Source organism: Planosporangium mesophilum (assembly GCF_016863255.1).
GTDB lineage: Bacteria > Actinomycetota > Actinomycetes > Mycobacteriales > Micromonosporaceae > Planosporangium > Planosporangium mesophilum.
This window is the reverse complement of the sequence record NZ_BOON01000049.1, coordinates 1-24,804: the sequence shown is the minus strand read 5'-3', so window position 1 is coordinate 24,804 and position 24,804 is coordinate 1. Positions and strand designations below refer to the sequence as shown.

Below are 24,804 nucleotides of genomic sequence, written 5' to 3'. Positions count from 1 at the left end.
CGCGCAGCACTACGGCTGAACAGCGATGTCGTTTACGCAGCGCAGCACCGGCCGGCTGGTCAGCGCCGCCGGGTCCAGCGGCTGAGCAGAGTGCACGGTGAAGGTGGCGGACTCGCCCGGCAGCAGGGTGACCAGGGCGTCGCCGACGGTCGCCGCGGGGTCGAGCCGGTCGGGGAAGAGCGTCAGGTCCCGCAGGATCGTCCCGGCGGTGACGGTGACCAGCAGGCCGTCCACAGTGGGCGTCACTTCGGCGGAGTACGCGGCCGGCGGGTACGCGACGTCGCGGTCCTCGGCGAAGAACCACCATGCCCGCAGGTCGCCCACCTCTGCGCGCAGCAGTTCGCCGGCCGGGTCGCCGGGCGTCGCCACATCGTCGGGGAGCGCGCAGGTCCGCGCGGACCGGGCCGGTACCCGGAGGTCGACGGTGTGCGTGGCGCGCGGCTCGCCGTCGAGGGTGTACCGGGTGACGACCGCCCGGCCGGACCAGTCGACGCCCTCGTCGTTGACCGCGACCAGCGCCAGCCCGTCCCGGTGCGACTGGATGGCGCGCGGCTGGATGGTGAGCAGGCGGTCGGCGTACAGCCGGCGCAGCGCGTACCAGAGCGGCTTGCGCCGCCCGTCGCAGTCGACCGCCGACCACGACGTGGCCGGCCAGGAGTCGTTGAGCTGCCACACGATCGTGCCCATGCACACCGGCCGGTGCGAGCGGTGGTGCGAGACGGCGACGCCGACCGCGCGGGCCTGGTTGACCTGGGTCAGGTAGTGCCAGTCGTCGAAGTCCCGCGGCGTGGGCAGGTGCGCCTCGAGTCCCCGTCGCAGCTTGCCGTCGCCGTCCTCGGCCTTCTGGTGGTGGACCAGGCCGGGGGAGTCGGGGGCGAGGGGATCGTCGGAGAGCCAGCAGCGCAGGGTGGCGTACGCGGGCGGCGCCTGGAACCCGAACTCGGCCACGAAGCGTGGCACGTGGTCGCGGTAGTGGAGGTAGTCGACCCGGTTCCACACCTCCCACTCGTGGCTCGTGCCGTGCGCCGGGTCGTTCGGGTGCCGGTCGGTGCTGCCGGACCAGGGGCTGCCCGGCCAGTACGGGCGGGTCGGGTCCAGCCGCGCCAGGATGCCGGGCAGCAGGTCGAAGTAGTACCCGGCGCCCCAGCTCCGCCCGTCGAGCCGCTCGCGCCACTTCCAGTCGTGCCAGCCCCAGATGTTCTCGTTGTTGCCGGTCCACAGCACCAGGCTCGGGTGGCTGGCCAGCCGGACCACGTTGTCCTCGGCCTCGGCCGCGACCTCCGAGCGCAGCGGCTCCTCCTCCGGGTACGCCGCGCAGGCGAACAGGAAGTCCTGGCCGACCATGAGCCCGAGCGAGTCGGCGGCGTCGTAGAAGTCGTCGGACTCGTAGATCCCGCCGCCCCACACCCGCAGGTAGTTGGCGCCGGCCTCGGCGGCCTGGGTCAGGCGCCGGGTGTACCGCTCGCGGTCGACCCGGCTGACCAGCGAGTCGTCCGGGATCCAGTTGAAGCCGCGGACGAACACCGGTACGTCGTTGACGACCAGCGTGAACGGGGTGCCGTGGGCGTCCGGGGTGGTTTCGACGCGTACCGACCGGAAGCCGACGCTCCGCTCCCAGCGGTCGAGGACCTCGCCTTCGGCCGTCGCGAGGGTGACCGCCAGGGCGTGCAGGCGCTGATCGCCGTAGCCGCGCGGCCACCAGAGCGCCGGCTCGGCGATCTCCAACTCCAGCGTCGTGCTGGTCTCACCCGCTGCCAGCCCGGCGGTGACACGCACACCGCAGACCGTCGCCGCGAGGGTGAGCGGGCCGGCAGGGTCCACCGGGTCGGCAGGGTCCACCGGGTCGGCAGGGCCGTCGGCCGCGCGCTCGACCTCCACCTCCACCCGTACCCGGCCGGTACCGGACTCGACGGTCACGAGCGGGCGTACCCGCGCCAGCCGGGCGGTCGACCAGGACTCCAGGGCGATCGGGCGCCAGATCCCGGCGGTCACCACCGTCGGGCCCCAGTCCCAGCCGAAGTTGCAGGCCATCTTGCGGATGAACTGGTACGGCTGGTCGTAGGCGGCCGGCCGGTCGCCGAGCCGCTCGCGCAGCCGCTCGGCGTACGCGTACGCCGACTCGAACTCCACCCGCAGATCGTTGGCGCCGTCGTGCAGCGCGTCCCGCACGTCGAAGCGGTACCCGCGGTGCATGTTCTCGGTCCGGCCGACCTCGACGCCGTTGAGCGTGATCGTGGCGACGGTGTCCAGCCCTTCGCAGACAAGGTCGACCCTGTCGGCCCGGGTGTGCTCGAAAGAGGTCTGGTAGACCCAGTCGGTGCGGCCGATCCAGGCCAGTCGCTGCTCGTCGTCGTCGACGTACGGGTCGGGGATGAGGCCGGCCGCCATCAGGTCGGTGTGCACGCACCCGGGCACGGAGGCAGGCACCGCGGCGGCCGGTACCTCCGTGGTGGTACTCGATCGCAGGGACCATCCGTCGTGCAGTGGCCGGACCGACCTCAACTCTTCACGGCTCCTTCCATGATCCCTCGTACGATCTGCCTGCCACCGAGGAACAGCACGACCAGCAGCGGGAGCGTCGCGACCAGGGCTCCGGACAGCACCCGCCGGTAGAGGACGTAGTTGCCGCTGGCCAGGTCGGACAGTGCCACCATCGAGGTGGGGTAGTCGGTGCCCTGCAACTGGATCAGCGGCCACTGGAAGTCGTTCCAGGTGGCCACGAACGTGAGCAGGCCGAGGACTGCCAGGGCCGGGCGGATCGCCGGCAGGACGACGCTGCGGTAGATCCGCGTGACGGTGGCGCCGTCCACGCGGGCCGCCTCGACCAGCTCGTCCGGGACCGCGCCCACAATGAACTGTCGCATGTAGAACACGCCGAACGCGGTGACCAGGCCCGGCGCGATGACCGCGAGCAGGGTGCCGTTCAGGCCCAGCTTGCCGGTGAGGATGTACAGCGCGACGACCGCGAGCTGGTTGGGGATGGTCAGGGTGAGCACCACGAAGACCATCAGCGCGTTTCGGCCCTTGAATCGGAGCTTCGCGAACGCGAACCCGGCCAGCGAGCAGAAGAAGAGCTGCGCGACGGTCGTGACGGTCGCCACGATCACGCTGTTGACCAGGCCCGCGGAGAAGAAGACGTCCTGGAGGGTGAAGACCTCGCGCAGGTTCGTCAGGAGTTGGTTGCCGGGTATCGCCTGCGGCGGGGTCTTCGACACCGCCGACTCGTCGCCGGTGGAGATGACGAACATCCAGTACAGCGGGAACGCCGAGAAGGCCAGCATGAGCAGCAGGAACAGGTACGTCCAGCGGCTGCCGGGGGTGTCCTGCGGCGCGCGGGCGATCGTCACTTCCTCCCACCTCCCAGGCGGTTGGTGAGCAGCGCGTTGGCCAGGGTGATCACCAGGATGATCAGGAACAGCGCCCAGGACATCGCGGCGGCGTACCCGAGGTTGAGGTCCTTCCAGCCGACCTTGTAGATGAGCTGGGCGACGGTCTGCCACTGCCCACCGGACCCGCCGGTGGCCCCTTGCACGTTCAGGTCGTACAGCATCGGCTCGGTGAACAGCTGCAGGCCGCCGATCGTGGACAGCACGACCGTGAAGATCACTACCGGCCGGATCATCGGTACCGTGATGCGCCACAGCTGCCGCCACTGGCTGGCCCCGTCGAGCGCCGCCGCCTCGTACACGTCGCGGGGGACGGTCTGCATCGCCCCGAGGTACAGCAGCGCGTTGTAGCCGATCCACTTCCAGTTGACCATCGTCGCGATCGCGATCCAGGACGCCGTCTTGGTGGCGTGCCAGTCGATCGGGTTCGCCGCGCTGCTGAGCCCGAGAAACGACAGCGCCCAGTTGGCGATGCCGTGGTCGCGCTCGAAGACCACCTTGAACACCAGGGTGGAGGCGACGATCGGCGTGACGTACGGCAGCAGCGCGCCCATCCGGAACCACGTCTGCGCCCGCAGCCTGCGGTTGAGCAGCGACGCGATGATCAACGCCAGCAGCAGTTGCGGCACGGTGGACAGGATGAAGATCCCGGACGTGTTGTAGAGCGCGTTCCAGAAGGCGTCATCGCCGAAGAGTCGCCGGAAGTTCGCCAGCCCCGCCCAGCCGTCGAGGGTGGGGTCGTCCAGCCGCCAGGTGCGGAACGCGACGACCCCGTTGAACAGCAGGGGGAACAGCCCGAAGGCGAGGAAGAGCAGGAAGAAGGGCGAGATCAGAACGTACGGCATGAGCCGCACGTCCAGCCGGAGGGCGCGGTCGCGCCAGCCGAGCCGGGGCGCGCGGGGGCCGCGGCCCGGCTCGGTGGTGCTCTCGCGCGTCGGCGCCGGCGGCGCGCTGCCCGTCGCGGACATGGCTACCGGGGCCCTTAACCCTGTGCGGCCTTCTGCGCCTGTCTGACCGCCTCCGCCCAGGCCTCGCTGCCCTTGAGCTGGCCCGCCTCGACCTGCCGGAGCACGTTCTCCGTGGCCACCCGGGACGGACCGGCCTTCTTGCCCTGGTACACCGGCTGGAGCTTCATCGCGGTGGCGCCGAAGATCTGGCCGACCGGGGCGCCCGAGAAGAACGGGTTGGTGAAGGTGGCGAGCGCCGGGTCGGTGTAGAGCGCCGGCTGGGAGGGCAGGTTGCCGACCTCCTTGAAGATCTCGATCTGCTGCGCCGGCTGGACCAGCCACTCCAGGAGCTCGTACGCCTCCTTGACGTGCTTGCCCTGCTTCGGGAGGGTCAGGAAGGAGCCGCCCCAGTTGCCGCCGCCGCCGGGGATCGCGGCGATGTCCCACTTGCCGTTGGTACCCGGTGCGGTGTCCTTGATGTGGCCGAGCATCCACGCCGGGCAGGCCAGGACCGCGAAGCTGTTGTTGACGAAGCCCTGGTCCCAGCCGGTCTGGAAGCTGACCAGGTTCGCCGACAGGCCCGCGTCGATGACCGCGGTGGCGGTGTCGAAGGCGACCTTCGGGCCGCCGTCCATCTGCAGCTTCTCGTCCGGGCTGAAGAAGCCGACCGGCTGCTGGCTCAGGACCGGGTTGAAGATGTTGGTCGCGCTGTCGACGAACTTCTTGCCGGTCCTCGCGGTGTACTGCTGGCCGACCCGGATGAAGTCCGGCCACGTCGGCCAGAGCTTGGAGACCTCGTCGCGGCTGGTCGGCAGCCCCGCCGCCTGGAACAGGTCGGTGCGGTAGCACATCGCCTGGCCGCCGACGTCGGTACCCAGACCGATCTGGGTCTTGCCGTCGGGCGACAGCGACAGCTTCCACTTCCAGGGCAGGTACTTGCTCTCGTACTGGGCGGCGCCCCGGTCGAGCAGGTTGACGAACTTGTCGGACTGACTGCGGAACGAGACGATGAAGCCCTCGTCGATCGCGGCGATGTCCGGGGCGCCGGAGCCGGCGATGAGCTTCTTCTGCAGGTCCTCGTGCTGGGCGTTGTACTCGCCGGAGTTGAGGACGATCCTGATGTTCGGGTGGAGGGCCTCGTACTTCGGCTTGAGCTGGGTCAGCCCGAAGTCGCCCCAGAAGTTGATTTTCAGCTGGATCTTGTCGCCACTGCCGCCGCCGCTGTTGCCGCTGCACGCGGCCAGCACCACCGCGGCCGTACCGACGGCCACCGCCCGGAGCGCCCGGGACCACAACCGTTGCATGTCACCCTCCGCGCTGAACCGGATAAGTTGGCACCAACCTAGGAGGGACCACGATAGGTGTCAATGCCTCGTTGAGAGGCTGTTACCGAGGCTCCACCCGGCCGCTATCGCGGGTGTACCGAGGGCATCCGGTGTCCCGCGATCCCGCATACTGAACCGCGTAAGCAATCCGAGCTCGAAGGAGCGCTGGGTCTCGAAGGAGCGCTGGGTGAAGCGGCCGACCATCGCCGACATCGCGCGTGAGGCAGGGGTGTCCAAGGGGGCCGTGTCGTACGCGCTCAACGGCCAGCGGGGCGTCTCCACGGCGACGCGCGAGCGGATCCTGGAGATCGCCCAGCAGATCGGCTGGAAGCCGAACTCCGCCGCGCGTGCCCTGTCCGGAGCGAGCGCGGGTGCGGTCGGGCTCGCGCTGTGCCGGCCGGCGCGCATCCTCGGCGTCGAGCCCTTCTTCATGGAGCTCATCAGCGGCATCGAGGCCGAGCTGTCGGCCCGCTCCTGCGGGCTCACCCTCCAGGTGGTGGCCGACCACGACGCCGAGATCGCGGTGTACCGGCGCTGGTGGGGCGAGCGGCGGGTGGACGGGGTACTCGTGGTCGACCTGCACGTCGACGACCGGCGGGTGGGCGTGCTGCGGGAGCTTCAGTTGCCGGCCGTCGCGATCGCCGGCCCCGGCGACTTCGGGGGCCTGCCGAGCGTGTGGGCCGACGACGCCGCGGCCATCGAGGAGGTCGTCGAGTACCTCGTCGCGCTCGGGCACCGCCACATCGTCCGGGTCGGCGGCCTGCCCGACCTGCTTCACACCACCATCCGTACCCGGGCCTTCGCGCAAGCCTGCCAGCGCCTCGGCATCCAGCACGCCGTGACCGTACCGTCGGACTACACCGGCGAGGAGGGCAGCCGCGCCACCCGCCGGCTGCTCAGCTCCACGCCCCGGCCGACGGCGATCATCTACGACAACGACGTCATGGCCGTCGCCGGACTGGCGGTGGCCCAGGAGATGGGGCTGTCGGTGCCGGCCGAGCTGTCGATCGTCGCCTGGGACGACTCGCTGCTGTGCAGCCTGGTGCACCCGTCGCTGACGGCGCTGTCGCGCGACATCCCGGCCTACGGCACCACGGCCGCGCGCCAGTTGCTCACCCTGGTCGAGGATGGCTCGGTCCCGAGTGTGCAGGCCGAGACGGGTCATCTGGTACCGCGAGGGAGCACCGCCCCACCCCGGATGATCCCTTCCTGATCCTGGCGGATTTTCCGTGCTCCGACCCGAAAGTCCGCCACGATCGTGGGAAGGGGGTGGGGGAGGGGAGCATGTCATGGTCATCGTCGATGCGCTCGTCTTCCTCGCTGCACTGGGAGCGGCGGGGGCCGCGACGAGCGCGCGGATCGTCAAGCAGTACGAGCGGGGCCTCGTCTTCCGGTTCGGCCGTGTCCTGGAGGGCGTCCGGGGGCCCGGCCTCGCCCTGATCGTGCCGGGGGCCGACCGGCTCCGCAGGGTCAACATGCAGATCATCACGCTGCCGGTACCGGCGCAGGACGGCATCACGCGTGACAACGTGACGGTCAAGGTCGACGCGGTGGTGTACTTCAACGTCGTCGACCCGGTCCGGGCCGTCGTCAACGTGCAGGACTACCGCTTCGCGGTCCTCCAGGTCGCGCAGACCTCGCTGCGCTCCATCATCGGCAAGAGCGACCTGGACGACCTGCTCGCCAACCGGGAGCGGCTCAACCAGGGCCTGGAAATCATGATCGACAGTCCCGCGCTGGACTGGGGCGTCCACATCGACCGGGTGGAGATCAAGGACGTCTCGTTGCCGGAGTCGATGAAGCGTTCGATGTCGCGGCAGGCCGAGGCCGAGCGGGAGCGGCGGGCCCGGATCATCACCGCCGACGGGGAGTTGCAGGCGTCGCACAAGCTGGCCGAGGCGGCGGCGACGATGTCGGGTACGCCGACGGCGTTGCAACTGCGGCTGCTGGAGACGGTGGTGGAGGTGGCGGCCGAGAAGAACTCGACACTGGTCCTGCCGTTCCCCGTCGAGCTGCTGCGGTTCCTGGAGCGGTCACAGGATGCCGGGGACGCAGTGACCATGTCCGACCTCGACGCCATCCGCTCGCCCGGCCACCGAGTCTCGTGAGTGGACGCCCTGTTGGAGGATCTTGTGACTACGCCGGTGCTCGACCTCGAGGGGCGCGTCGCACTGGTGACCGGCGCGTCCGGCGGCATCGGTACCGCCCTGGCCCGCCGGTTGGCCGGAAGCGGTGTCGACCTGGCTCTGACGTACACCAGCCATGCCGAGGATGCCGAGCGCCTCGGCGAGGAGCTGAGCGCGACCGGCCGGCGGGTGACCGTGATGCACGCCGACTTCACCGAGGGGGCGGCGCCGCGGGCGATCGTCCGCCGGACCGAAGAGCGGCTGGGCCCGGTGGATCTGCTCGTCGCGGCCGCCGGCATGGGAATCCAGAAGTCGTGGGACGAGGTCGACTTCGACCTGTGGGAACAGACGATGGCGGTGAACCTGCGGTCGCCGTTCTTCCTGGCCCAGCACGTGCTGCCCGGGATGGTCGACCGCGGGTACGGGCGGATCCTGTTCTTCTCGTCGGTCGCCGCCTTCACCGGCGGCGTCGTCGGGCCGCACTACGCGGCGAGCAAGTCGGGCCTGCACGGGATGACCCACTTCCTCGCGTCCCGGGTCGCCGACGCCGGCGTGACGGTCAACGCGATCGCACCGGCGCTCATCGGCGGTACCCGGATGCTGCCGGCGAACCCGCACGACCCCGGTGCCCTGCCGCTGCCCATCCCGGTCGGCCGCCTCGGCACCACCGACGAGGTGGCGGACCTCGCGATGGCGATGCTGCGCAACGGGTACCTCACCAGCAAGGTGATCGCGCTGGACGGCGGCCTGTACCCGTACTGACGTGACACCGCCCCGACCCTGTGACAGGGCCGGGGCGGCGCCGTGCGGGGTACCTCCGGTCAGTACCGGAACCGCGTCACCAGGTCCTGCAACTGGCCGTTGAGCCGGGTCAACTCGGCGGCGGCGTGCTGGGTTTCGGTGATGGCCTCGGTGGTCTCCGCGGCGGCGGAGGCCACATCCGTGATGGCGGTGGCGATGGCGTTGCTGCCGTTCGCCACCTCGGTCACGCTGCGGCTCATCTCGTTGGAGGTGGCAGCCTGCTCTTCGACGGCCGTGGCGACGATGGTCTGGTACCCGTTGATGCGGCCGATGATCTCGCCGATCTGCGCGATCGCTTGTACCGCCTCGGCGGTGTCGGTCTGGATGGCCTCGATGCGGCGGCCGATGTCCTCGGTCGCGCGAGCCGTCTCCTGGGCCAGTTCCTTGACCTCACCGGCCACGACCGCGAAGCCCTTGCCCATGTCACCGGCGCGGGCGGCCTCGATGGTGGCGTTGAGGGCCAGCAGATTGGTCTGCTCCGCGATGGACGTGATCACCTTGAGTACGTTGCCGATCTCGGCCGAGGACACGCCCAGCTTGGCCACGATGTCGTTGGTCGACTGGGCGACCGTGACCGCCTCCGAGCCGACCTGTGCCGCGTTGGCGGCGCTCTGCGCGATCTCGCGGATCGACGCACCCATCTCGTCCGCGCCGGTCGACACCGTAGCGACGCTGTTCGACACCTGCGCGGCCGTGGCGGATACCTCCTCGGCCCGCTTGGAGGTCGTCAGGGCTGCCTTGGAAAGCCGCTCGCTGGTGGCCGTCAGGGTGCTCGAGGAGCCGGCCAGGGCGGCGGAGGACTCGGCGACGCCCATGACGATGCCGCGGATCTCGCCGACGGCGTTCCGGAGTGCCTCGGCCGTCCGGGCGATCTCGTCCTGGCCGCTGACCGGGATGTCGTGGGTCAGGTCGCCGTCGGCCAGGTGCTCGATGGAGCCCATCAGGGCGTTCACCGGGCGCCGGATGCTCCGGGCCACCCGCCAGCCCAGCAGGACGGCCAGCAGAATGCCGACCGTCAGGACGGCGACGGTCAGCCAGTTGGAGCGCGACGTCTGGGTGACGATGATCTGACGCTGCTGTGCGGCGTCGTCGGTGAGCTGCTTGGCCATGTTCGCGAAGTCGGCCGCCAGGGCGGCGTCACGCTCGATGGTCAGCTTGTCGGCCTCGGTCTCCTTGACCCGGTCGCCCGCGGCGGTGGCCGCGATCCGGCCTTCGAAAGCGACCAGGTAGGAGTCCCGGTCGGCGGTGATCTTCTCCACCGCCGGCAGCATCTCGGCCGGCGCGCTGCTGCGCAGCTGCCCGAGCGCCTCGACGGTCTTGGTCTTGTTCTTGTCCAGTAGACCCTGCAGTCCCTTGCGGGCCTCCGGCGCCTTCACGTTCTCCAGGACGAGGCTGAAGATGACGACCTGGGCGTGTGCGTCCTGAGCGACCCGCAGGTGGTCGAGGGGGATGACGTCCCGTACGGCCATCGCCGTTGCCCGGCTCTTGAGCTGGTTCTGCTGGTACAGGCTGAACACGCCCAGCCCGACCATGACGGCGGTCACGGCGAGGAAGGCGACGAGCAGTCTGGTCTGCACACTGCGACGTACGGGACTGGATGAATCGGCAACGGGCATTGACTGTTCTCCTCGTCGACAACCGGTTCGCCGCCGAGACGGGGCCAACCTGACACAGGGTGCAAATTTCCCCTGGTGCTTGAATCGGGTCCCGCGTGCCGAGCTTGAGGGGTTTGGGAGCGCGGTCAGGCGGCCAGCCGGGTCACAGCCTCGTCGACCGGGGTGTCCCCACCAACCAGCTCCAGGGTCAGATTCCGGCTCTCCGGCCGGTCGAGCAGCGCCAGCAGGACCGCGGCGACGTCGTCGCGGGGCACCGCGCCGGCCGGGACACTCCCGGCGAGGCGGACCCGGCCGGTGCCGGCCTCGTTGGTGAGCCGGCCCGGCCGGAGGATGGTCCAGTCGAGATCCCGGCGCCGCAGGTCCTCCTCCGAGGCCGCCTTGGCCCGCAGGTACGCGGCGAACACCGGATCGGTGTCGGGCCGGTCCGCGCGGTCCGCGCCCATCGAGCTCACCAGCAGGTAGCGCCGGACCCGGGCGTGCTGCACCGCGTCGGCCAGCAGCGCGGCGCCCGCACGATCCATGGTGTCCTTGCGGGTGACGCCGCTGCCCGGCCCGGCACCGGCGGCGAACACCACCGCGTCCGCGCCCGCCACCACCTCGGCGACCTCGGCGTCCGTGGCCTCCTCCAGGTCGCGGAGCACCGGCTCGGCGCCGGCGGCCCGTACGTCGCCGAAGTGGTCTTCGTTGCGTACGAGCCCGACCGGCGTGTCACCGCGGTCGGCGAGCAGCCGTGCCAGCCGCAGTGCGATCTGTCCGTGCCCACCTGCGATCACCACGCGCATCGCCCCACGATAGACCGGCCCGGCACCGTGATCGCAGCTCTATGACCCCGGAAACCGCGGTGGCAAGCCGACCGCCGCGCCCGGTCAACGCGGGCCACTTCACCTGACCACCCGTCGGGTCATCCCATGGTCACCAGGAGTTCGGTGCGCGCTGACGCCTCGAACTCCCGGTGGTGGTGGAAAGCTGGGGACCATGGACCCGGCTGACGCTATGGACCCGGCTGACGCCATGGACCGCGAAGCGCTCGCCGAGCGGGCCCGAGAGCTCGCCGACGACCTGGCCACCCGCGCTGTCCGGGCGGTGGCCCTGACCTGGGTCGACAACGCCGGCATCACCCGGGTGAAGACCGTGCCCCGGCACCGGCTGCCGGCCGCCGCCGAGTGGGGGATCGGCGCGTCGCCGGTGTTCGACGTTTTCTGCGTGGACGATTCGATCACGACCAGCCGGTACGTCGGCGGCCCGGTCGGCGACCTGCGGCTGCACCCCGACCTCGACCGGCTGACCGTGCTCGCCGCGCAGCCGGGCTGGGCGTGGGCGCCGGTCGACCGCTGGACCCAGGAGGGCGAACCGTACCCGGCCTGTCAGCGGCGGTTCGCGGCGCGGATGGTGACGCGGCTTGCCGAGGCCGGCCTGCACATGAAGGCCGCCTTCGAGATCGAGTGGTTCGTCGGGACCGACGACCCGGACGGGCGCGCGGTGCCGGCCGGTACCGGCCCGGCGTACGGGATGACCCGCCTCGTCGAGCTGTCCGACTACGTCCGTGACCTGCTGGACGCGCTGGCCGCGCAGGACGTGGCCGTCGAGCAGTTCCACCCCGAGTACGCGAGCGGGCAGCTGGAGCTGTCCGTCGCTCCGACCGACCCGGTGGGCGCCGCCGACCTGGTGGTACTGCTGCGCCAGACGATCCGGGGCGTCGCCGCCCGGCACGGGCTGCGGGTGTCGTTCGCGCCCGTCGTGACGGCCGGCCAGGTCGGCAACGGCCAGCACCTGCACTTCTCGGCGTACACCGGGGAGCGCAACATCTTCGCCGGCGGCAACGGCCCGTACGGCATGACGGGGCGCGGCGAGTCGACCCTGGCCGGCCTGCTGGCGCGGCTGCCCGCGCTGGTCGGCGTCACCGCGCCGAGCGTCGCCAGCTACCTGCGGCTGGTACCGCAGCGGTGGGCGGGCGCCTACCGGTGCTGGGGTCGGGAGAACCGGGAGGCGGCCCTGCGGTTCGTGACCGGCGCGGTCGGCTCCCGGGACACCGCTGCCAACGTCGAGATCAAGTGCTGCGATCCGTCGGCCAATCCGTACCTGACCGTCGGTGCCGTGCTCGCCGTGGTGGCCGACGCGGTGGACGCGGGCCTGCGGCTGCCCGACGAGGTGACGGTCGACCCCGCCGGGCTGCCGGAGAGCGAGCAGCCTCCCCGGTTGCCCGACTCGCTGCCCGCGGCGATCGCCGGCCTCGAGCGCGACGACGCGCTGGCCGAGGCGATGGGCAAGGAGCTGTTCGAGGCGCTCCTGGCGGTCCGTCGCGCGGAGGTGGCGCTGTTCGCCGACCGCGCACCCTCCGACGTCGTGGCGGCGACGCGCTGGGCGTACTGATGGGCGGGGCTTTCGAACGCGCAGAAGGCTTTCGAACGCGCAGAAGGCTTTCGAACGCGCGGAAGGCTTCGAACGCGCACACGCGAAGGTGCCCGGACGGTCGGGTCACCACTTCGCCGGCTCGGCCGCCGGGCCGATCGACTTGGCCATCTGAAGGCTGGTGGTGTGGAAACCGACGCTCTCGTACAGCCGGATCGCCGCCGTGTTGTGGCTGAACACGTTGAGCGCCAGGCGGGTCACGCCCCGCCGGGCCAGCTCGTCCTCGGCGGCCCGGATGAGCGCCCGGCCGTACCCCTTGCCGCGGTGCTCGGCGTCGACGGTGATCTCGTAGATCCAGGCCGATCCGGGCTGGTGCGGCGTGGAAAGGCTGAGCCAGATCCAGCCCACCGCGGCGCCGCCGGCCTCGGCGGTGAACATCAGCGTTCCGGTGGTCGCCACCCCGTCGGGCAGCAGGTCGGCGGTCTGCCGCTGCGCCTCGGTACGGGCCCGGTCCAGCGGCAGCCCGCGTGACCGGTGCAGGTCGAGCGCGTACTCGTCGACGAGGTCGTCGATCCGCGCCTCGAGTTCGTCCTCGGTCATCGCGCGCAGTGTCACGGTCACGCCGGTCGACGGTACCGGCACGCGGACGGCGATGCGGCTGTTTACCGGAGGAGACCAGTTACCGGAGGAGACCAGCCGCCGCGATCGCCTCCACCGCCAGCGACCGCAGCCGGGGATCACCCCGTACCCGCCAGCTCAACTCCAGGTGGAGGAAGACCGAACCGGCCCGCGCGGCGGCCCGTGCCTGGACGTTCCCGACGCCTTCGAGGTACCCGCGCGGGTTCTCCCACGACCGGCTGGTGGCCAGGCCGGCGTCCCGGAGCCGGTCGGCGACCCGGGCGGCCGCCGGTACCGCGGCCGCGCCGCCGGTCGCGACGACCGCGTCGACGTCGGGCAGGTTACGGTCGGCGAACCCGTGCAGCTGCACCTGGGGCAGGCGCCGGTTGGCCGCCTCGGCGGCGAGCGCGCTGAACAGGGAGCCCTCGTTGTGCGCCACGTCCGCCGCCCCGTGACCGGCCCGCCGGTGCGCCCCGGCCATCAGCAGCACCGAGCCGGGTACCAGCCGGAACAGGTGTGCCCCCATCCGCTCGGTACGCAGGTCGGAGTTGGGGTGCGGCACCTCGACGACCAGGCGCGCCGGGGCGGAGAGGTCGACGACGACGACGCCCCACGCCCCGCCGGAGTACCGGGTGTACCGGCGACCTGTGGCGCTGTCGACCTCGTCGGTGTGTGAGAAGCCGAGCTGGACGAAAGCGTCCGGCTCGTCCGGACCGGGGCTCACCGCCCTGCCCAGCGCGACCGCCGCGAGTCCCCGCTCGGAGGGGCGCGGATCCCGGTACGGCTGGGACGGGCCGAGCGTCGTCGCGAAGCCGGCGAGGCATTCTTCGAGGTCACGCTCCTCGAAGTCAGAGCCCACCGGGAGATCGGAGCCCATCGGGAGATCGGAGCCCATCGGGTGATCGGAGCCCATCGGCAGAAAGCCTACGCCGGCCTACTTGCCCCGACCGGGGGCGAGGGCATATCCACAAGGGTGGTTCCAGTTACCAAGGAGGATTTGATGGCCGTCCGTACCCGCCCGCCGTTTCGTGCCGACCACGTCGGCAGCCTGCTGCGACCGCCCCGCCTGCTTCGGGCGCGCGCCGAATACGGCGACGGCTCCATCTCGGCCGAGCAGTTGCGCGAGATCGAGGACGAGTGCATCCGCGAGGTCGTACGCGCGCAGGAGGAGGTGGGCCTGCGGTCGGCGACCGACGGCGAGTTCCGGCGCACCTCGTGGCACATGGACTTCATCTACCAGCTCGGCGGCGTCCGGTCGACCGACGAGAAGCTGCAGGTTCACTTCTACAACGAGGCCGGCGAACTCGATTTCTCCTCGGCGGCCCTGCGCGTCGACGACCGGATCACGCTCAACGAGACCATCTTCGCCGACGCGTTCGGCTTCCTGAAGGACACCGTGACGACGGCGACTCCGAAGCTTACGATCCCGTCCCCGAGCATGGTCCACTACCGGGGTGGCCGGGCGGCGATCGACCCGGACGTCTACCCCGACCTGGACCAGTTCTGGGCCGACCTGTCCGCCGCGTACGCGGAGCAGGTCCGCAGCCTGGGCGAGCTGGGCTGCACGTACCTGCAGTTCGACGACACCAGCCTGGCGTACCTCAACGACCCGCGTCAGCGGGCGATGGTGACCGAGCGCGGCGGCGACGCCGAGCACCAGCACGAGCGGTACATCAGGCAGATCAACGCCGCGCTCGCCGGGCGTCCGGAGGGCATGACCGTGACGACCCACATGTGTCGGGGGAACTTCCGCTCCTCGTGGGCGGCGGAGGGCGGCTACGACTTCGTGGCGGAGGCGCTGTTCAACCAGCTCGAGGTGGACGGCTTCTTCCTGGAGTACGACGACGCCCGCTCCGGTGGGTTCGAGCCGCTGCGCTTCGTGCCGCCCGGCAAGATGGTGGTGCTGGGCCTGGTGACGACGAAGCGGGGCACGTTGGAGGACAAGGACACCCTCAAGCGCCGTATCGACGAGGCCAGCAAGTTCGTGCCGCTGGACCAGCTGTGCCTGTCGCCCCAGTGCGGCTTCTCGTCCACTGTGGAGGGCAACACCCTGACCTACGACGAGCAGGTCGCGAAGCTGCGGCTGATCGTCGAGACCGCCGAGGAGGTCTGGGGCTAGACCCCCGGGTGTGCGGACCTCACCGCACGGGTGTCACGGCGTACCGGGTGAGCCGCCGCTGGGCGAGCCGCCGCTGGGCGAGCCGCCGGCAGTGCCGCCGGTGCCGCCGGTGCTCGTCGGGGTCGGTTCGACAGTCGGAGTGGCCGGCGGCTGGGTGGGCGTCGGTGCCGCCGTGGTCGGTACCGGCGCTGCCGTGGTCGGGGCCGGCGCGGGGCCGGTGTTCTGACCGGCGGGGACGGTGTTCTGACCGCCCGGCGGGACGGCTGCCGGCGGCGGTACGGCCGCCGGGTTGCTGGCCCGTACCGGCATCGCCGGCCCGGTGGCGGACACCCCGGCGGTTCCGTCGGTGCCCGCCGTCGGGTTCGGCGCTGAACCGGCCGGTGCGCCGGGGTTGCGCCCCTCGACCGGGGCCCTGCCGGACTGCTTCGCGGGACTGAACAGGATTGCGACGGCGACAAGGCCGATCAGTACGACGGTGGCCGTGCCGGCGAGGACGGCCAGCCGTGGACGCCTGCGCGGTGCTCGCTCGGAGGCGCTGTCCGGCCTCGCCCCGCTGCCCGGCGCGTACCCGCTGCCCGTCGCGTACCCACTGCCCGGCCTCGCCCCGCTGTCCGGTGCGTACCCGCTGCCCGGCGCCGCCGGGCTGAGCGGTAGCGGCAGGTCCGGCGTGGTCCGCTCGTCCCGCTCCTGGGGGAAGGCCCAGGCCACCACGCTGGCCGGGCGCTTGCTGGCCGCCGGGTGCGCGCCGGCCGTCCGGTTTGCGGTGTCGGACGCGGCGCGGGCCATCGGGATCGTCGCCGCGGGGTTCGCCGCCGGGGCTGCGGGGCTCGCGTTCGCAGCCGCCGCAGTCGCCGCAGCCTTTGTCGCCGCCGGGTCTGCCGCCGCGGGGCGTGCCGAGGCCTGGCGCGCGGACCCGGGCCGTGACGAGGTGAGCGCCCGGGCCGTCGCGGCCCGCGCCGTCGCCGCTCGTACCGCGGCCGCCACGGCGCCCCGCCCCGCCATCACGGAGCGGGCGGCGGCGGCCAGCTGGGCGGCGGAGTCGTACCGGTCGGCCGGGTCCTTGGCCATCGACCGCTCGACCAGCGCGCGGGCGGCCGCCGGGATGTCACTCGGCAACGGCGGCAGCTCCTCGGACACGTGCCGCAGGGCGATCTCCAGCGGGCCGTCCCCCTCGAACGGCGGGTGACCGGCCAGGCAGTGGTAGGCCACCGCGCCCAGCGCGTAGATGTCGGTGGCCGGCGAGACCTCGCGGCCCGACGCCTGCTCCGGCGCCATGTACATGGCCGTACCGAGGATGGAGTTGGCGGCGGTGACCTGGGTCACCGCCGGTGACCGCGCCACTCCGAAGTCGACCAGCGTCACCATGCCGCTGGGCTGGATCAGCAGGTTGGCCGGCTTGACGTCGCGGTGGATGATGCCGCGTTGATGCGCCGCGTGCAGCGCCTCGGCGGCCTGGGCCACGACGGACATCGTCTCGGCCGGCGACAGCCGACCCGCGTCGGCGATCCGGCGGGACAGCGGTTCGCCGTCCACGTACGCCATGACCAGGAACGCCACGTCGCCGCCGGAGCCCGACGGGCTGTGGCCGTAGTCGTACACGTCGACGACGTTGGGGTGGGTCAGGGCCGCCATCATGCGGGCCTCGGCCCGGAAGCGGGCGTCGAAGCCGGGGTCCGTCAGCAGCGCCGATCGCAGCACCTTGACCGCCACGGTCCGGCCGAGCGAGACGTCGGTAGCCCGCCAGACCTCGCCCATACCGCCGTCGGCGACGGGTTCGTCAAGGCGGTAGCGGTCGCTGAGCACGTCACCTGTAGATAACACCATCGACCCGTACCCAACTCGTGCTTGATCTATGCGTGATTGTGGGCCTGAGCACTCGCGTGTAGGAGGGTCCGGCCGGGGTAGCGCTGGAGCGTCCCGAAGGTGGCCATCCGCGGGGGAGGCGAATATGGCTGAACGCGATCCGATTTTGAAGGCGATGCACGACGTGGGTCTTGCCGCCTGGTTCGGCGGTTCACTGATGGGCGTGGTCGGCCTCAATGGCGCAGCCGCCCAGATCAGGGACCCTCGGGAGCGGCTGCGGGTCGCCTCCGTCGGCTGGGATCGGTGGACCCCGATCAACGCGGCGGCGATCGGAGCCTACCTGATCGGGGGTGTGGGCATGAGGATGTCCGAGCGCCGGCCCGACGGGGACGAGGAGGGACCGCCGATGAAGAACCTCCTGACCTGCCTCTCGCTCGCCGCGCTGAGCGCGACCGGGTACAGCCGGTGGCTCGGCATGAAGATGGAGAAGGCTCGCGAGGCCCCGACCGCGGGCGTCACCGAGCCGGCCCGGGAGACCCCCGAGGAGGTGCGCGTCGCCCAGCGGCGGCAACGGATCGCGCAGTGGTTGGTTCCCGCCCTCACCGGCGCGCTCATCGTGGTGAGCTCCGTAGCCTTCGAAATGGAGAAGCCGCGAGGGGTGGTTCGCGGGGTCGGAGCCCGGGCGGCTCGGGTGCTGGCGCCCTTCGGCTAGCCGGTCCGCTTTTCCCGCGCTCTGCGGGTAGTCAGTGTCGCCCCCGCGCTCTGCGGGTAGTCAGTGTCACCCCCGCGCTCTGCGGGTAGTCAGTGTCGCCCCGCGGTCGACCAGCGCGCCGGAGGGATGGGCCCGTGACGCTTCCGACAGTCTCCGCCTCGGCGCAGACGCTGCGACACCTGCCGACGCCGGCCCGCCCCCGGTTGGACCCGGCCGACGTGGAGGTACCCGACGGGTACGACGTGGAGGTGGTGCTGGCCGGCCTGTCGATGCCGACCGGGATGGCGTTCGCCGACGACGGGACGCTCTTCCTGATCGAGGGCGGCAGCACCTGGCCGCCCCGGCCGTACCTGCCGGCGCGGATCCTGCGCTATGCCCCTAGGGGCGGCGACCCTAGGGGCGGCGACCCCGCGGGCGACCTGGCGGTCTTCGGCGAGGAGCCGCCGGAGCGGCCGCGCGGCGCCACCGTGCACGGCGGCTACCTGTACGTCGCCGACAAGGGTGATTACCACTCGAGCATCGTCCGTTACGGTCTGTCCACCGGCGAGCGCACCGTGGTCGTCGACGGCCTGCCCGACAGTGGCTGGCACGAACCCGGCGGGCCGGTGTTCGGGCCGGACGGCCTGATGTACTTCGCCCAGGGGTCGGTGTCCCGGAACGGCGTGGTGCTGCCGCAGGACTACGGCGCCGACCTCGCCCGGCACCCGGCGGCCCACGACGCACCCGGGCAGGACGTCGTGCTCACCGGCGACAACGTCGACACGTACGACGTCACCGCGCAGTACCCGTACCCGGTCGAGACGGGTGCGTTCAAGCCGTTCGGGGTGCCGGCGAACCGCACCGAGCGGGTGGCGGGAGCCCGCAAGTGCAGTACTGGCGTGTGGCGCGCGCAGCCGGACGGCACCGGGATGGAGCTGTTGGCCTGGGGGGTCCGCAACCCGTACGGGATGGCGTTCGGCGAGGACGGTGAGCTGTACGTCTCCGACAACGGCTTCGCCGAGGCCGGCGAACGGGCGGTCGCCAACGACCCCGACCGGATCTGGCGCATCCGCAACGCCCGCACCGAGCCCGGTTCGGTGCGCACGCCCGACTGGTACGGCTTCCCCGACATCTGCGCCGACGGCCGACCGGTCTGGGAGCAGAGGCACCTGCCGCAGCGGGGCCGGCCGGCACGGCGGCTGATCGCCGAGCCGCCGGCCTGGGCCGGGCCGCCGGCGTACGTCGAGCTGCCGCACTCGGGCATGGCGAACATGGACGTCTGCCGGTCCGACCTGTTCGGCCACCGGGGACGGCTGTTCGCCTGCGAGTGGGGCTCGCTGGCGCCGCTGACCTCGCCACGCAGCCAGGATGTCGACCACGGCTTCAGGGTCATCGGGGTCGACGTGGCGAAGGGTACGGCCGGGGACTTTCTGCGCAACCGACACCCGGGGCCGGCGTCCGCGCACGGTACCGGCGGTATCGAGCGCCCGGTCGACTGCGCGTTCAGCCCGGACGGGCGCAGCCTGTACGTGCTCGACTTCGGGGTGTCGCACGTGGACGGGGGCAGGCACGTGTCGTACGGGCACACGGGCGTGCTCTGGCGGATCACGCGCCGGTGACGGGGAGTGGTGAGGAGGGAGTCGAGGTGGCATCGCCCATGCGACCACTCGTGGTCGAGGTCGACGGTCGGACCTGGCGCGGGTACGTCGACCGCTCAGCGGAGTGGCTCGAGACCGCCACGCTGCTGCAGGCCACGTACCGCAAGCTGCTCGAGGACACCGTCGAGGAGGTTGCCGACCCGCGCCTCCGCGACCGGATCGGCGACCTGATCGAGTCGGCCCGCAGGCACGAGGCACTGATCAACGAGCTGTACGTCGCGTTCAGTGAGGACGAGCTTCCGCCCAGTGAGGTCCGCGCCTCGATGCTGGCCCGGACGCGTGAGGTGGTGGCGCGCGTCGAAGGCCTCGCGGCCGGCGCCCGCGGCGGCGACTGGCGCAACGTACGCGAGCTGACCCTGACGAACCTGGACTCCACCAACGGCTTCGCGGTCATCGAGCAGCTGGCGCTGGCCATGGGCCTGCCGGCCGTCGTCGACCTGGTACAGCCGGTCATCGCCGAGAAGACGCGACATCAGCTGGCCCTGCGCGAGTACCTGCTGGAGGCGGCACCGAAGGCGGTCCTGTACCGGCCTGACGGGTAACCCCGGGCCCGGGTTCCCTTGACTCGGCCCGGCGGGTGCCGATGAGGCATCCGCTATGGGAGCTTTCGACGTGGGTACGCGATGAGCCGGGTTGGCCCGAGGGGGGCCGCCCGGCTGGCCTCTGCCCCGCTGGTCTCTGTCGCTTGGCTGGTCTGCGCGGTTGCGCAGCTCGCCGGCGCCGCGCTGTTCTTCCTGCTGCCCGAAGGCCCGGCGCTGCCCGAGAGGTTGGCGCGACCGCTGCTCATGATCGTGCTCAGCGCCGTGACCGCGGCGTCCCTGCTGGCCGGTACCCGGTGGCGCCGGCCTGGTACTCCGCTGCGCCCCGGTATTCCGCTGCGATCCGAAGGGGCCGCCGGCTGGTACCTGCTGGCCATCGGGCAGGTGCTGAACACGGTCGCCTGGGCCTGCTGGTACCTGTACCCGGTCGCCGCGTCGGTCACCCTGCACGCCCCGTCCGTAGCGGACGGGCTGTACCTGTCGTCGTACGCGGTCTCCGTGCTCGGCCTGGCCCTGCTGGGCCGCCGACACGGCGCCGACCGGCGTGCGCTGTTCGACGCGGCGATCGTCACCACCGTCGTCGCGGTGATCATGTGGGCCGTCCTCGCCGACAAGGCAACCGCGCCCGGATTCACCGCGTGGCAGCAACTGCTGAACTTCGCGTACCCCGTCATGGACCTGCTCCTGCTCGCCGCGGCGGTCTCCCTGGCACTCGGCGTCGACCGTGCAACCCGGTCGGTACCGGTGCGGTCGGTGCTGCTGTCGCTCTGGGTCGCGCTGCAGTTCGTGGGCGACACGGTGCTGAACGTCGGACTCCTGACCGGCTCCTTCCGCCTCGGCGGCCCCAATTTCGCCTGGTGGCTGATCTCGTTCCCGGTCCTGTCGGCGGCGGCGCTGTACCGCGGCGACTCCCGCCTGCGGTTCACCGTGCCGCGACGGCTGCAGCCCGTACTCGCGGCCGCCGTCGTCCTGCCGTTGCCGATCCTGCTGATGGTCCGGGCATTCGAGTCGTCGGCCAACGATGTCGGCGTGGTCGCCGGCGGCTCGATCGTGGTGACCGCGCTGTTGCTGCTGCGTGTCTCGACCGCGAGTGGCTCCGATCCCATGAACGCCGCCCTCATGACCCCCGCGGCCCGTGCAATGCTCCGCCGGTCGGCGGTGCGGTTGTGTGCGGGGTTCCTCGTCCTGGCGCTGCTGCCGCTGGCCGGCCTGACCTACCTCGCCGTCGCCCAGGCCCGGAGCACGGTGGACACCGAGGTACGGCGCCGGCTGACGACCGGGGCGGACGTCAGCGTCACGTACGTGGTCGACCAGTTGAACGGCATCAAGGCGCTGGCGGCCTCGTATGCCGAACGGCCGGGCGTGGTGGCGCAGATGGCTGCGGGAGAACAGGCCGACCCGGCAAAGCTCCAGGACCACTTGGCCTCGCTACAGTCGCGCAACCCGCAGTTCATCGGCGTCTGGGCGATGGACGCGCGCGGGACCATGCTGGCGTTCGACCCGCCGGCGCCCTTCATCGGGCAGAACTTCGCCCATCGCGACTACTTCCAGGGGGTCATGCGAACCGGCCAGCCGTACGTGTCCGAGGCGTACCTGGCGGCGTTGCCGGACAAGCCACGCACGGTGGCGGTGACCGCCCCGGTGATGAGCGGCGGCCGGGTCGTCGGCTCGATCGGCATCGGCCTGCGCCTGGAGATGGTCTCCGCGTTCACCGCGCGGGTGGCCGACGTACAGAAGATCCGCGTGAAGCTGGTCGACCGGAACGGCGCCCTGCTCGCCGGTCCGGGCAGCGAGAAGCCGGGGCTGCCCTCGGGCCTAGACGACAAGTATCTGGCGGCCGCGCTGGGTGGCCGTAGCGGCATCGTCCGCGACGCCGAGAACGGCGTCGATACCGTAACGGCCTACCGGTCGATCCCCCGGCTCGGCTGGGCGGTGGTGGCCGACATACCGGCCAGCGAGGCGTACGCGGGGGCCGACCGGTTCGCCGGCCGAATCTTCGGCGTCGCCTCCCTGTTGGCCCAGGTGCTGCTGCTCGGGCTGGTCCTCGCGGTACGGGCCGAGCGGCGCCGGAGGATCGCCGAGATTGCCGTGGCCAAACGGGAGGAGCAGGTCAGCTCCATCCTGGAGGCGGCCGGGGACGGGTTCATCTCGATCGACGCGCGCGGGTTCATCACCCACTGGAACTCCCAGGCCGAGAAGATCTTCGGCTGGTCCGCCGGGGAGGCGCTGGGGCGTGTGGTGACCGACCTCGTCGTCCCCGGCGTGGACTCGGCCGACCGCGCCGAGCGCTTCCAGCGGATACTGGCCGGTGGCCGGTCCACGTTGCCGGACCAGCGCATCGAGGTCGAGGTCCGCCGCCGCGACGGTACGGTCTTCCCCGCCGAGATCACCGTGTGGTCCTCGGCGAGCGGCGACGACGTGACCTTCAGCGCGTTCGTGCGCGACATGACGGAGCGCAAGCGATACGAGTCCGAGCTGGCCGCCGCCCGGGACGCGGCGCTGGCCGCCTCCCGGATGAAGTCGGAGTTCGTGGCGAACATGAGCCACGAGATCCGTACCCCGATGAACGGGGTCATCGGGCTGACCACGCTCCTGCTGGAGACCGAGCTCGACGCCCGGCAGCGCGACTACCTAAACACCGTGCAGAACTCGGCCGACGCCCTGCTCAACGTCATCAACGACATCCTGGACTTCTCAAAGATCGAAGCGGGCAAGCTGGATATCGACCCGGTCGACTTCGACGTGCGGGCCCTCGCCGAGGACGTGGTGAGCCTGCTGGCCGCCACCGCGCAGGCCAAGGGGCTCGAGATCGCCGCGGTGGTACACCCGGCGCTGCCGCCGACGGTACGCGGCGACGCGCACCGCATCCGCCAGGTCCTGACCAACCTGGTCGCCAACGCGGTCAAGTTCACCGAGCGGGGAGAGGTGATCGTCGAGGTCGCCGTCGGCGAGGCGGTCGGTGAAGACCGCGTCCGCGAGGTCACGTTTGCCGTGGTCGACACCGGTATCGGTATCCCGGCCGACCGCCAGGAGCACCTGTTCGAGGCGTTCACCCAGGTCGACGCCTCCACCACCCGCCGCTACGGCGGGACCGGCCTGGGGCTGACCATCAGCCGGCAGCTCATCGAGCTGATGGGCGGCACGATCGGGCTGGTCAGCGAGGTCGGTGCGGGCAGCCGGTTCACCTTCACGCTGCCGCTGCCCAGCGCCACCACGTCACTGGCTAGCCCACCGGTACCGGCGGATCTGGCCGGGGTACGGGTACTGGTCGTCGACGACAATCCCACCAACCGCAAGGTGGTGCAGGACCTGCTCGCCATGTGGCAGATGCGCCCGTCGGCGGTCGCCGACGGCGCGGCGGCGCTGGACGTGCTCCGGCGCGCCGCCGGGGAGGGTGACCCGTACGCGGTCGCCCTGCTGGACATGCACATGCCCGGTCTGGACGGGATCGAGGTAGCGCGCGCCGTCCTCGCCGACGACGACCTCAGCGCCACCCACCTCGCGATGCTGACCTCCACCAACCAGCCCGGCGAGGCGCAGAAGGCCCGCGAGTGCGGGATCGAGGCGTACCTGACCAAGCCGGTTCGCTCCGCCCAGCTCCGCGCCGCCCTCATGCGACTGCTCGGCGGGGCACCCCGCGCGGGTGCGGCCGAGCCGCGCCGGGCGCAGGCCGGGACCGGGACCGGGACCGCAGCCGGCACCGCGGCCGGGATCGCAGCCGGGACCGCGGCCGGGATCGCGGCCGGTAGGCCGCCGGCCGGGACCGCGACCGCGTCCCGCACCCCGGCTGATGCTCCGATCGCCCGGATCCTCGTCGCCGAGGACAACGAGGTCAACCAACAGGTGGTCGTCGAGATGCTGGCCAGCCTCGGTTACTCGGCCGACGTCGCGGCCGACGGCGAGCAGGCCCTGCGCATGCTGGGCGAGCGGCGCTACGACGCGGTACTCATGGACTGCCAGATGCCCGGCGTCGACGGTTTCCAGGCAACCGAGCGACTGCGGCGGATGCCGGCGCCGGTGAGCGAGACACCCGTCATCGCCCTCACCGCGTCCGCCCTCGCCACGGACGAGCAGCGCTGCCTCGACGCGGGCATGGACGACTTCCTCGCCAAGCCGCTACGCAAGAACAGGCTCGACGAGGTGCTGCGCACCAACATCGGCGAGCGGGTGGTGGCCGAGCCCGGCGCCGCCACCGAGGAATCAGGCGACCCTGAGACACTCCTCGACCCTGAGGCACTCCTCGACCCTGAGGCACTCCTCGATCCCGAGGCGCTCGAAGAGCTTCGCGAGATGGGGCCGGCGTTCGTCGACCGCGTTCTGACCTCGTACCTGCGCAACGCACCCGACACGGCCGCCGCGATGCGCGTCGCGGCCGCGCGGGCGGACGTACAGGAACTGGCGAGGCTCGCCCACCGGCTCCGCGGCAGCAGCGGCACGCTCGCCGGCCGGCAGCTCGCCGCCACCTGTGGCGATCTCGAGCAGGCGGCGCTCGCCAGCGACCTGGCCACCGCGACGGCCCTCGCCGCGGCGGTCCAGGAGCAGACCGAGCGAACCTGCCAGGCGCTGCGCGCGGCGCTCGGTGTGACCTGAGGCGGCTCCCTCTTCGCACCCGCCTGGGTACGCCGGCACCGGCGGTCGTCGTTCACCATCGCAAGAGTCTTGTGTCAGGCAGACCTGGAATGGAGTGTCAGCGTTGTCCGTGACGGCACCGCGCGGCCGTACCGTGCCTACCGCCTCCCCGGTCTACGACCCGGCCTCCCCGGTCTACGACCCGGCCTCCCCGGTCTACGACCCGGCCTCCCCGGTCTACGACCCGGCCTCCCCGG

At 71.6% G+C, this 24,804-nt stretch carries 18 protein-coding genes; 9 read left to right on the top strand and 9 right to left on the bottom strand.

Annotated elements, in window-relative coordinates:
• Positions 1-9: 9 nt before the first annotated feature.
• The 4 genes from Pme01_RS24120 to Pme01_RS24105 form a co-directional block, all read right to left on the bottom strand.
• Entirely contained in the window at positions 10-2,502 is a 2,493-nt protein-coding gene (locus tag Pme01_RS24120) for a glycoside hydrolase family 2 protein (RefSeq protein WP_168113320.1), read from the bottom strand.
• The gene (locus tag Pme01_RS24115) at positions 2,499-3,281 is read right to left on the bottom strand and encodes a carbohydrate ABC transporter permease (protein WP_168113472.1); all 783 of its coding nucleotides are present in this window, start codon (positions 3,279-3,281) and stop codon (positions 2,499-2,501) included. Before Pme01_RS24115 ends, Pme01_RS24120 begins: the two co-directional genes overlap by 4 nt.
• A gap of 62 nt (positions 3,282-3,343) precedes the next feature.
• Entirely contained in the window at positions 3,344-4,354 is a 1,011-nt protein-coding gene (locus tag Pme01_RS24110) for a carbohydrate ABC transporter permease (protein ID WP_168113321.1), read from the bottom strand.
• Between the two features lie 14 nt (positions 4,355-4,368).
• On the bottom strand, positions 4,369-5,637 hold the full coding sequence (locus tag Pme01_RS24105; RefSeq protein WP_168113322.1) for an ABC transporter substrate-binding protein: 1,269 nt from the start codon (positions 5,635-5,637) through the stop codon (positions 4,369-4,371).
• Between the two features lie 208 nt (positions 5,638-5,845).
• On the opposite strand from Pme01_RS24105, the gene Pme01_RS24100 reads away from it, so the two are divergent.
• The 3 genes from Pme01_RS24100 to Pme01_RS24090 all read left to right on the top strand — a co-directional run bounded on the left by Pme01_RS24100 (position 5,846) and on the right by Pme01_RS24090 (position 8,546).
• Positions 5,846-6,871, top strand: coding sequence for a LacI family DNA-binding transcriptional regulator (locus tag Pme01_RS24100; protein WP_168113323.1), 1,026 nt, complete (start codon positions 5,846-5,848; stop codon positions 6,869-6,871).
• Positions 6,872-6,947: 76 nt separating this feature from the next.
• A complete protein-coding gene (locus Pme01_RS24095; protein ID WP_168113324.1) occupies positions 6,948-7,766 on the top strand; it encodes a slipin family protein in 819 nt (272 codons plus the stop codon).
• Positions 7,767-7,790: 24 nt separating this feature from the next.
• The gene (locus Pme01_RS24090; protein WP_168113325.1) at positions 7,791-8,546 is read left to right on the top strand and encodes an SDR family NAD(P)-dependent oxidoreductase; all 756 of its coding nucleotides are present in this window, start codon (positions 7,791-7,793) and stop codon (positions 8,544-8,546) included.
• Positions 8,547-8,605: 59 nt separating this feature from the next.
• On the opposite strand, the gene Pme01_RS24085 is transcribed toward Pme01_RS24090, so the two are convergent.
• Together Pme01_RS24085 and Pme01_RS24080 are read right to left on the bottom strand one after the other, a co-directional pair.
• Positions 8,606-10,162, bottom strand: a complete 1,557-nt coding sequence (locus tag Pme01_RS24085) for a methyl-accepting chemotaxis protein (RefSeq protein WP_168113326.1) — start codon at positions 10,160-10,162, stop codon at positions 8,606-8,608.
• A gap of 164 nt (positions 10,163-10,326) precedes the next feature.
• Positions 10,327-10,983, bottom strand: a complete 657-nt coding sequence (locus Pme01_RS24080) for an SDR family oxidoreductase (protein ID WP_168113327.1) — start codon at positions 10,981-10,983, stop codon at positions 10,327-10,329.
• A gap of 193 nt (positions 10,984-11,176) precedes the next feature.
• Between Pme01_RS24080 and Pme01_RS24075 the strand changes: the two genes are divergently transcribed.
• The gene (locus tag Pme01_RS24075; RefSeq protein ID WP_239088426.1) at positions 11,177-12,571 is read left to right on the top strand and encodes a type I glutamate--ammonia ligase; all 1,395 of its coding nucleotides are present in this window, start codon (positions 11,177-11,179) and stop codon (positions 12,569-12,571) included.
• A gap of 105 nt (positions 12,572-12,676) precedes the next feature.
• On the opposite strand, the gene Pme01_RS24070 is transcribed toward Pme01_RS24075, so the two are convergent.
• Entirely contained in the window at positions 12,677-13,171 is a 495-nt protein-coding gene (locus Pme01_RS24070) for a GNAT family N-acetyltransferase (RefSeq protein WP_168113328.1), read from the bottom strand.
• A gap of 58 nt (positions 13,172-13,229) precedes the next feature.
• Positions 13,230-14,027 carry a hypothetical protein gene (locus Pme01_RS24065; protein WP_239088425.1) on the bottom strand — a complete coding sequence of 266 codons (798 nt, stop codon included), beginning with the start codon at positions 14,025-14,027 and terminating at the stop codon, positions 13,230-13,232.
• A gap of 141 nt (positions 14,028-14,168) precedes the next feature.
• Here Pme01_RS24065 and Pme01_RS24060 point away from each other — a divergent pair, with 141 nt between their 5' ends.
• The gene (locus Pme01_RS24060) at positions 14,169-15,287 is read left to right on the top strand and encodes a 5-methyltetrahydropteroyltriglutamate--homocysteine S-methyltransferase (RefSeq protein WP_168113329.1); all 1,119 of its coding nucleotides are present in this window, start codon (positions 14,169-14,171) and stop codon (positions 15,285-15,287) included.
• 33 nt (positions 15,288-15,320) lie between these two features.
• Here Pme01_RS24060 and Pme01_RS31690 read toward each other — a convergent pair whose 3' ends face one another.
• A complete protein-coding gene (locus tag Pme01_RS31690) occupies positions 15,321-17,111 on the bottom strand; it encodes a serine/threonine-protein kinase (RefSeq protein ID WP_205863607.1) in 1,791 nt (596 codons plus the stop codon).
• Between the two features lie 124 nt (positions 17,112-17,235).
• Between Pme01_RS31690 and Pme01_RS24050 the strand changes: the two genes are divergently transcribed.
• From Pme01_RS24050 to Pme01_RS31575, 4 genes are all read left to right on the top strand, one after another.
• Positions 17,236-17,802, top strand: a complete 567-nt coding sequence (locus tag Pme01_RS24050) for a hypothetical protein (protein WP_168113330.1) — start codon at positions 17,236-17,238, stop codon at positions 17,800-17,802.
• A gap of 134 nt (positions 17,803-17,936) precedes the next feature.
• Positions 17,937-19,400, top strand: coding sequence for a PQQ-dependent sugar dehydrogenase (locus Pme01_RS24045; protein ID WP_168113331.1), 1,464 nt, complete (start codon positions 17,937-17,939; stop codon positions 19,398-19,400).
• Between the two features lie 38 nt (positions 19,401-19,438).
• On the top strand, positions 19,439-19,981 hold the full coding sequence (locus Pme01_RS24040) for a hypothetical protein (RefSeq protein ID WP_168113332.1): 543 nt from the start codon (positions 19,439-19,441) through the stop codon (positions 19,979-19,981).
• An 81-nt stretch (positions 19,982-20,062) separates the two neighbouring features.
• A complete protein-coding gene (locus Pme01_RS31575) occupies positions 20,063-24,568 on the top strand; it encodes a response regulator (RefSeq protein WP_168113333.1) in 4,506 nt (1,501 codons plus the stop codon).
• The last annotated feature ends 236 nt before the right edge of the window (positions 24,569-24,804 follow it).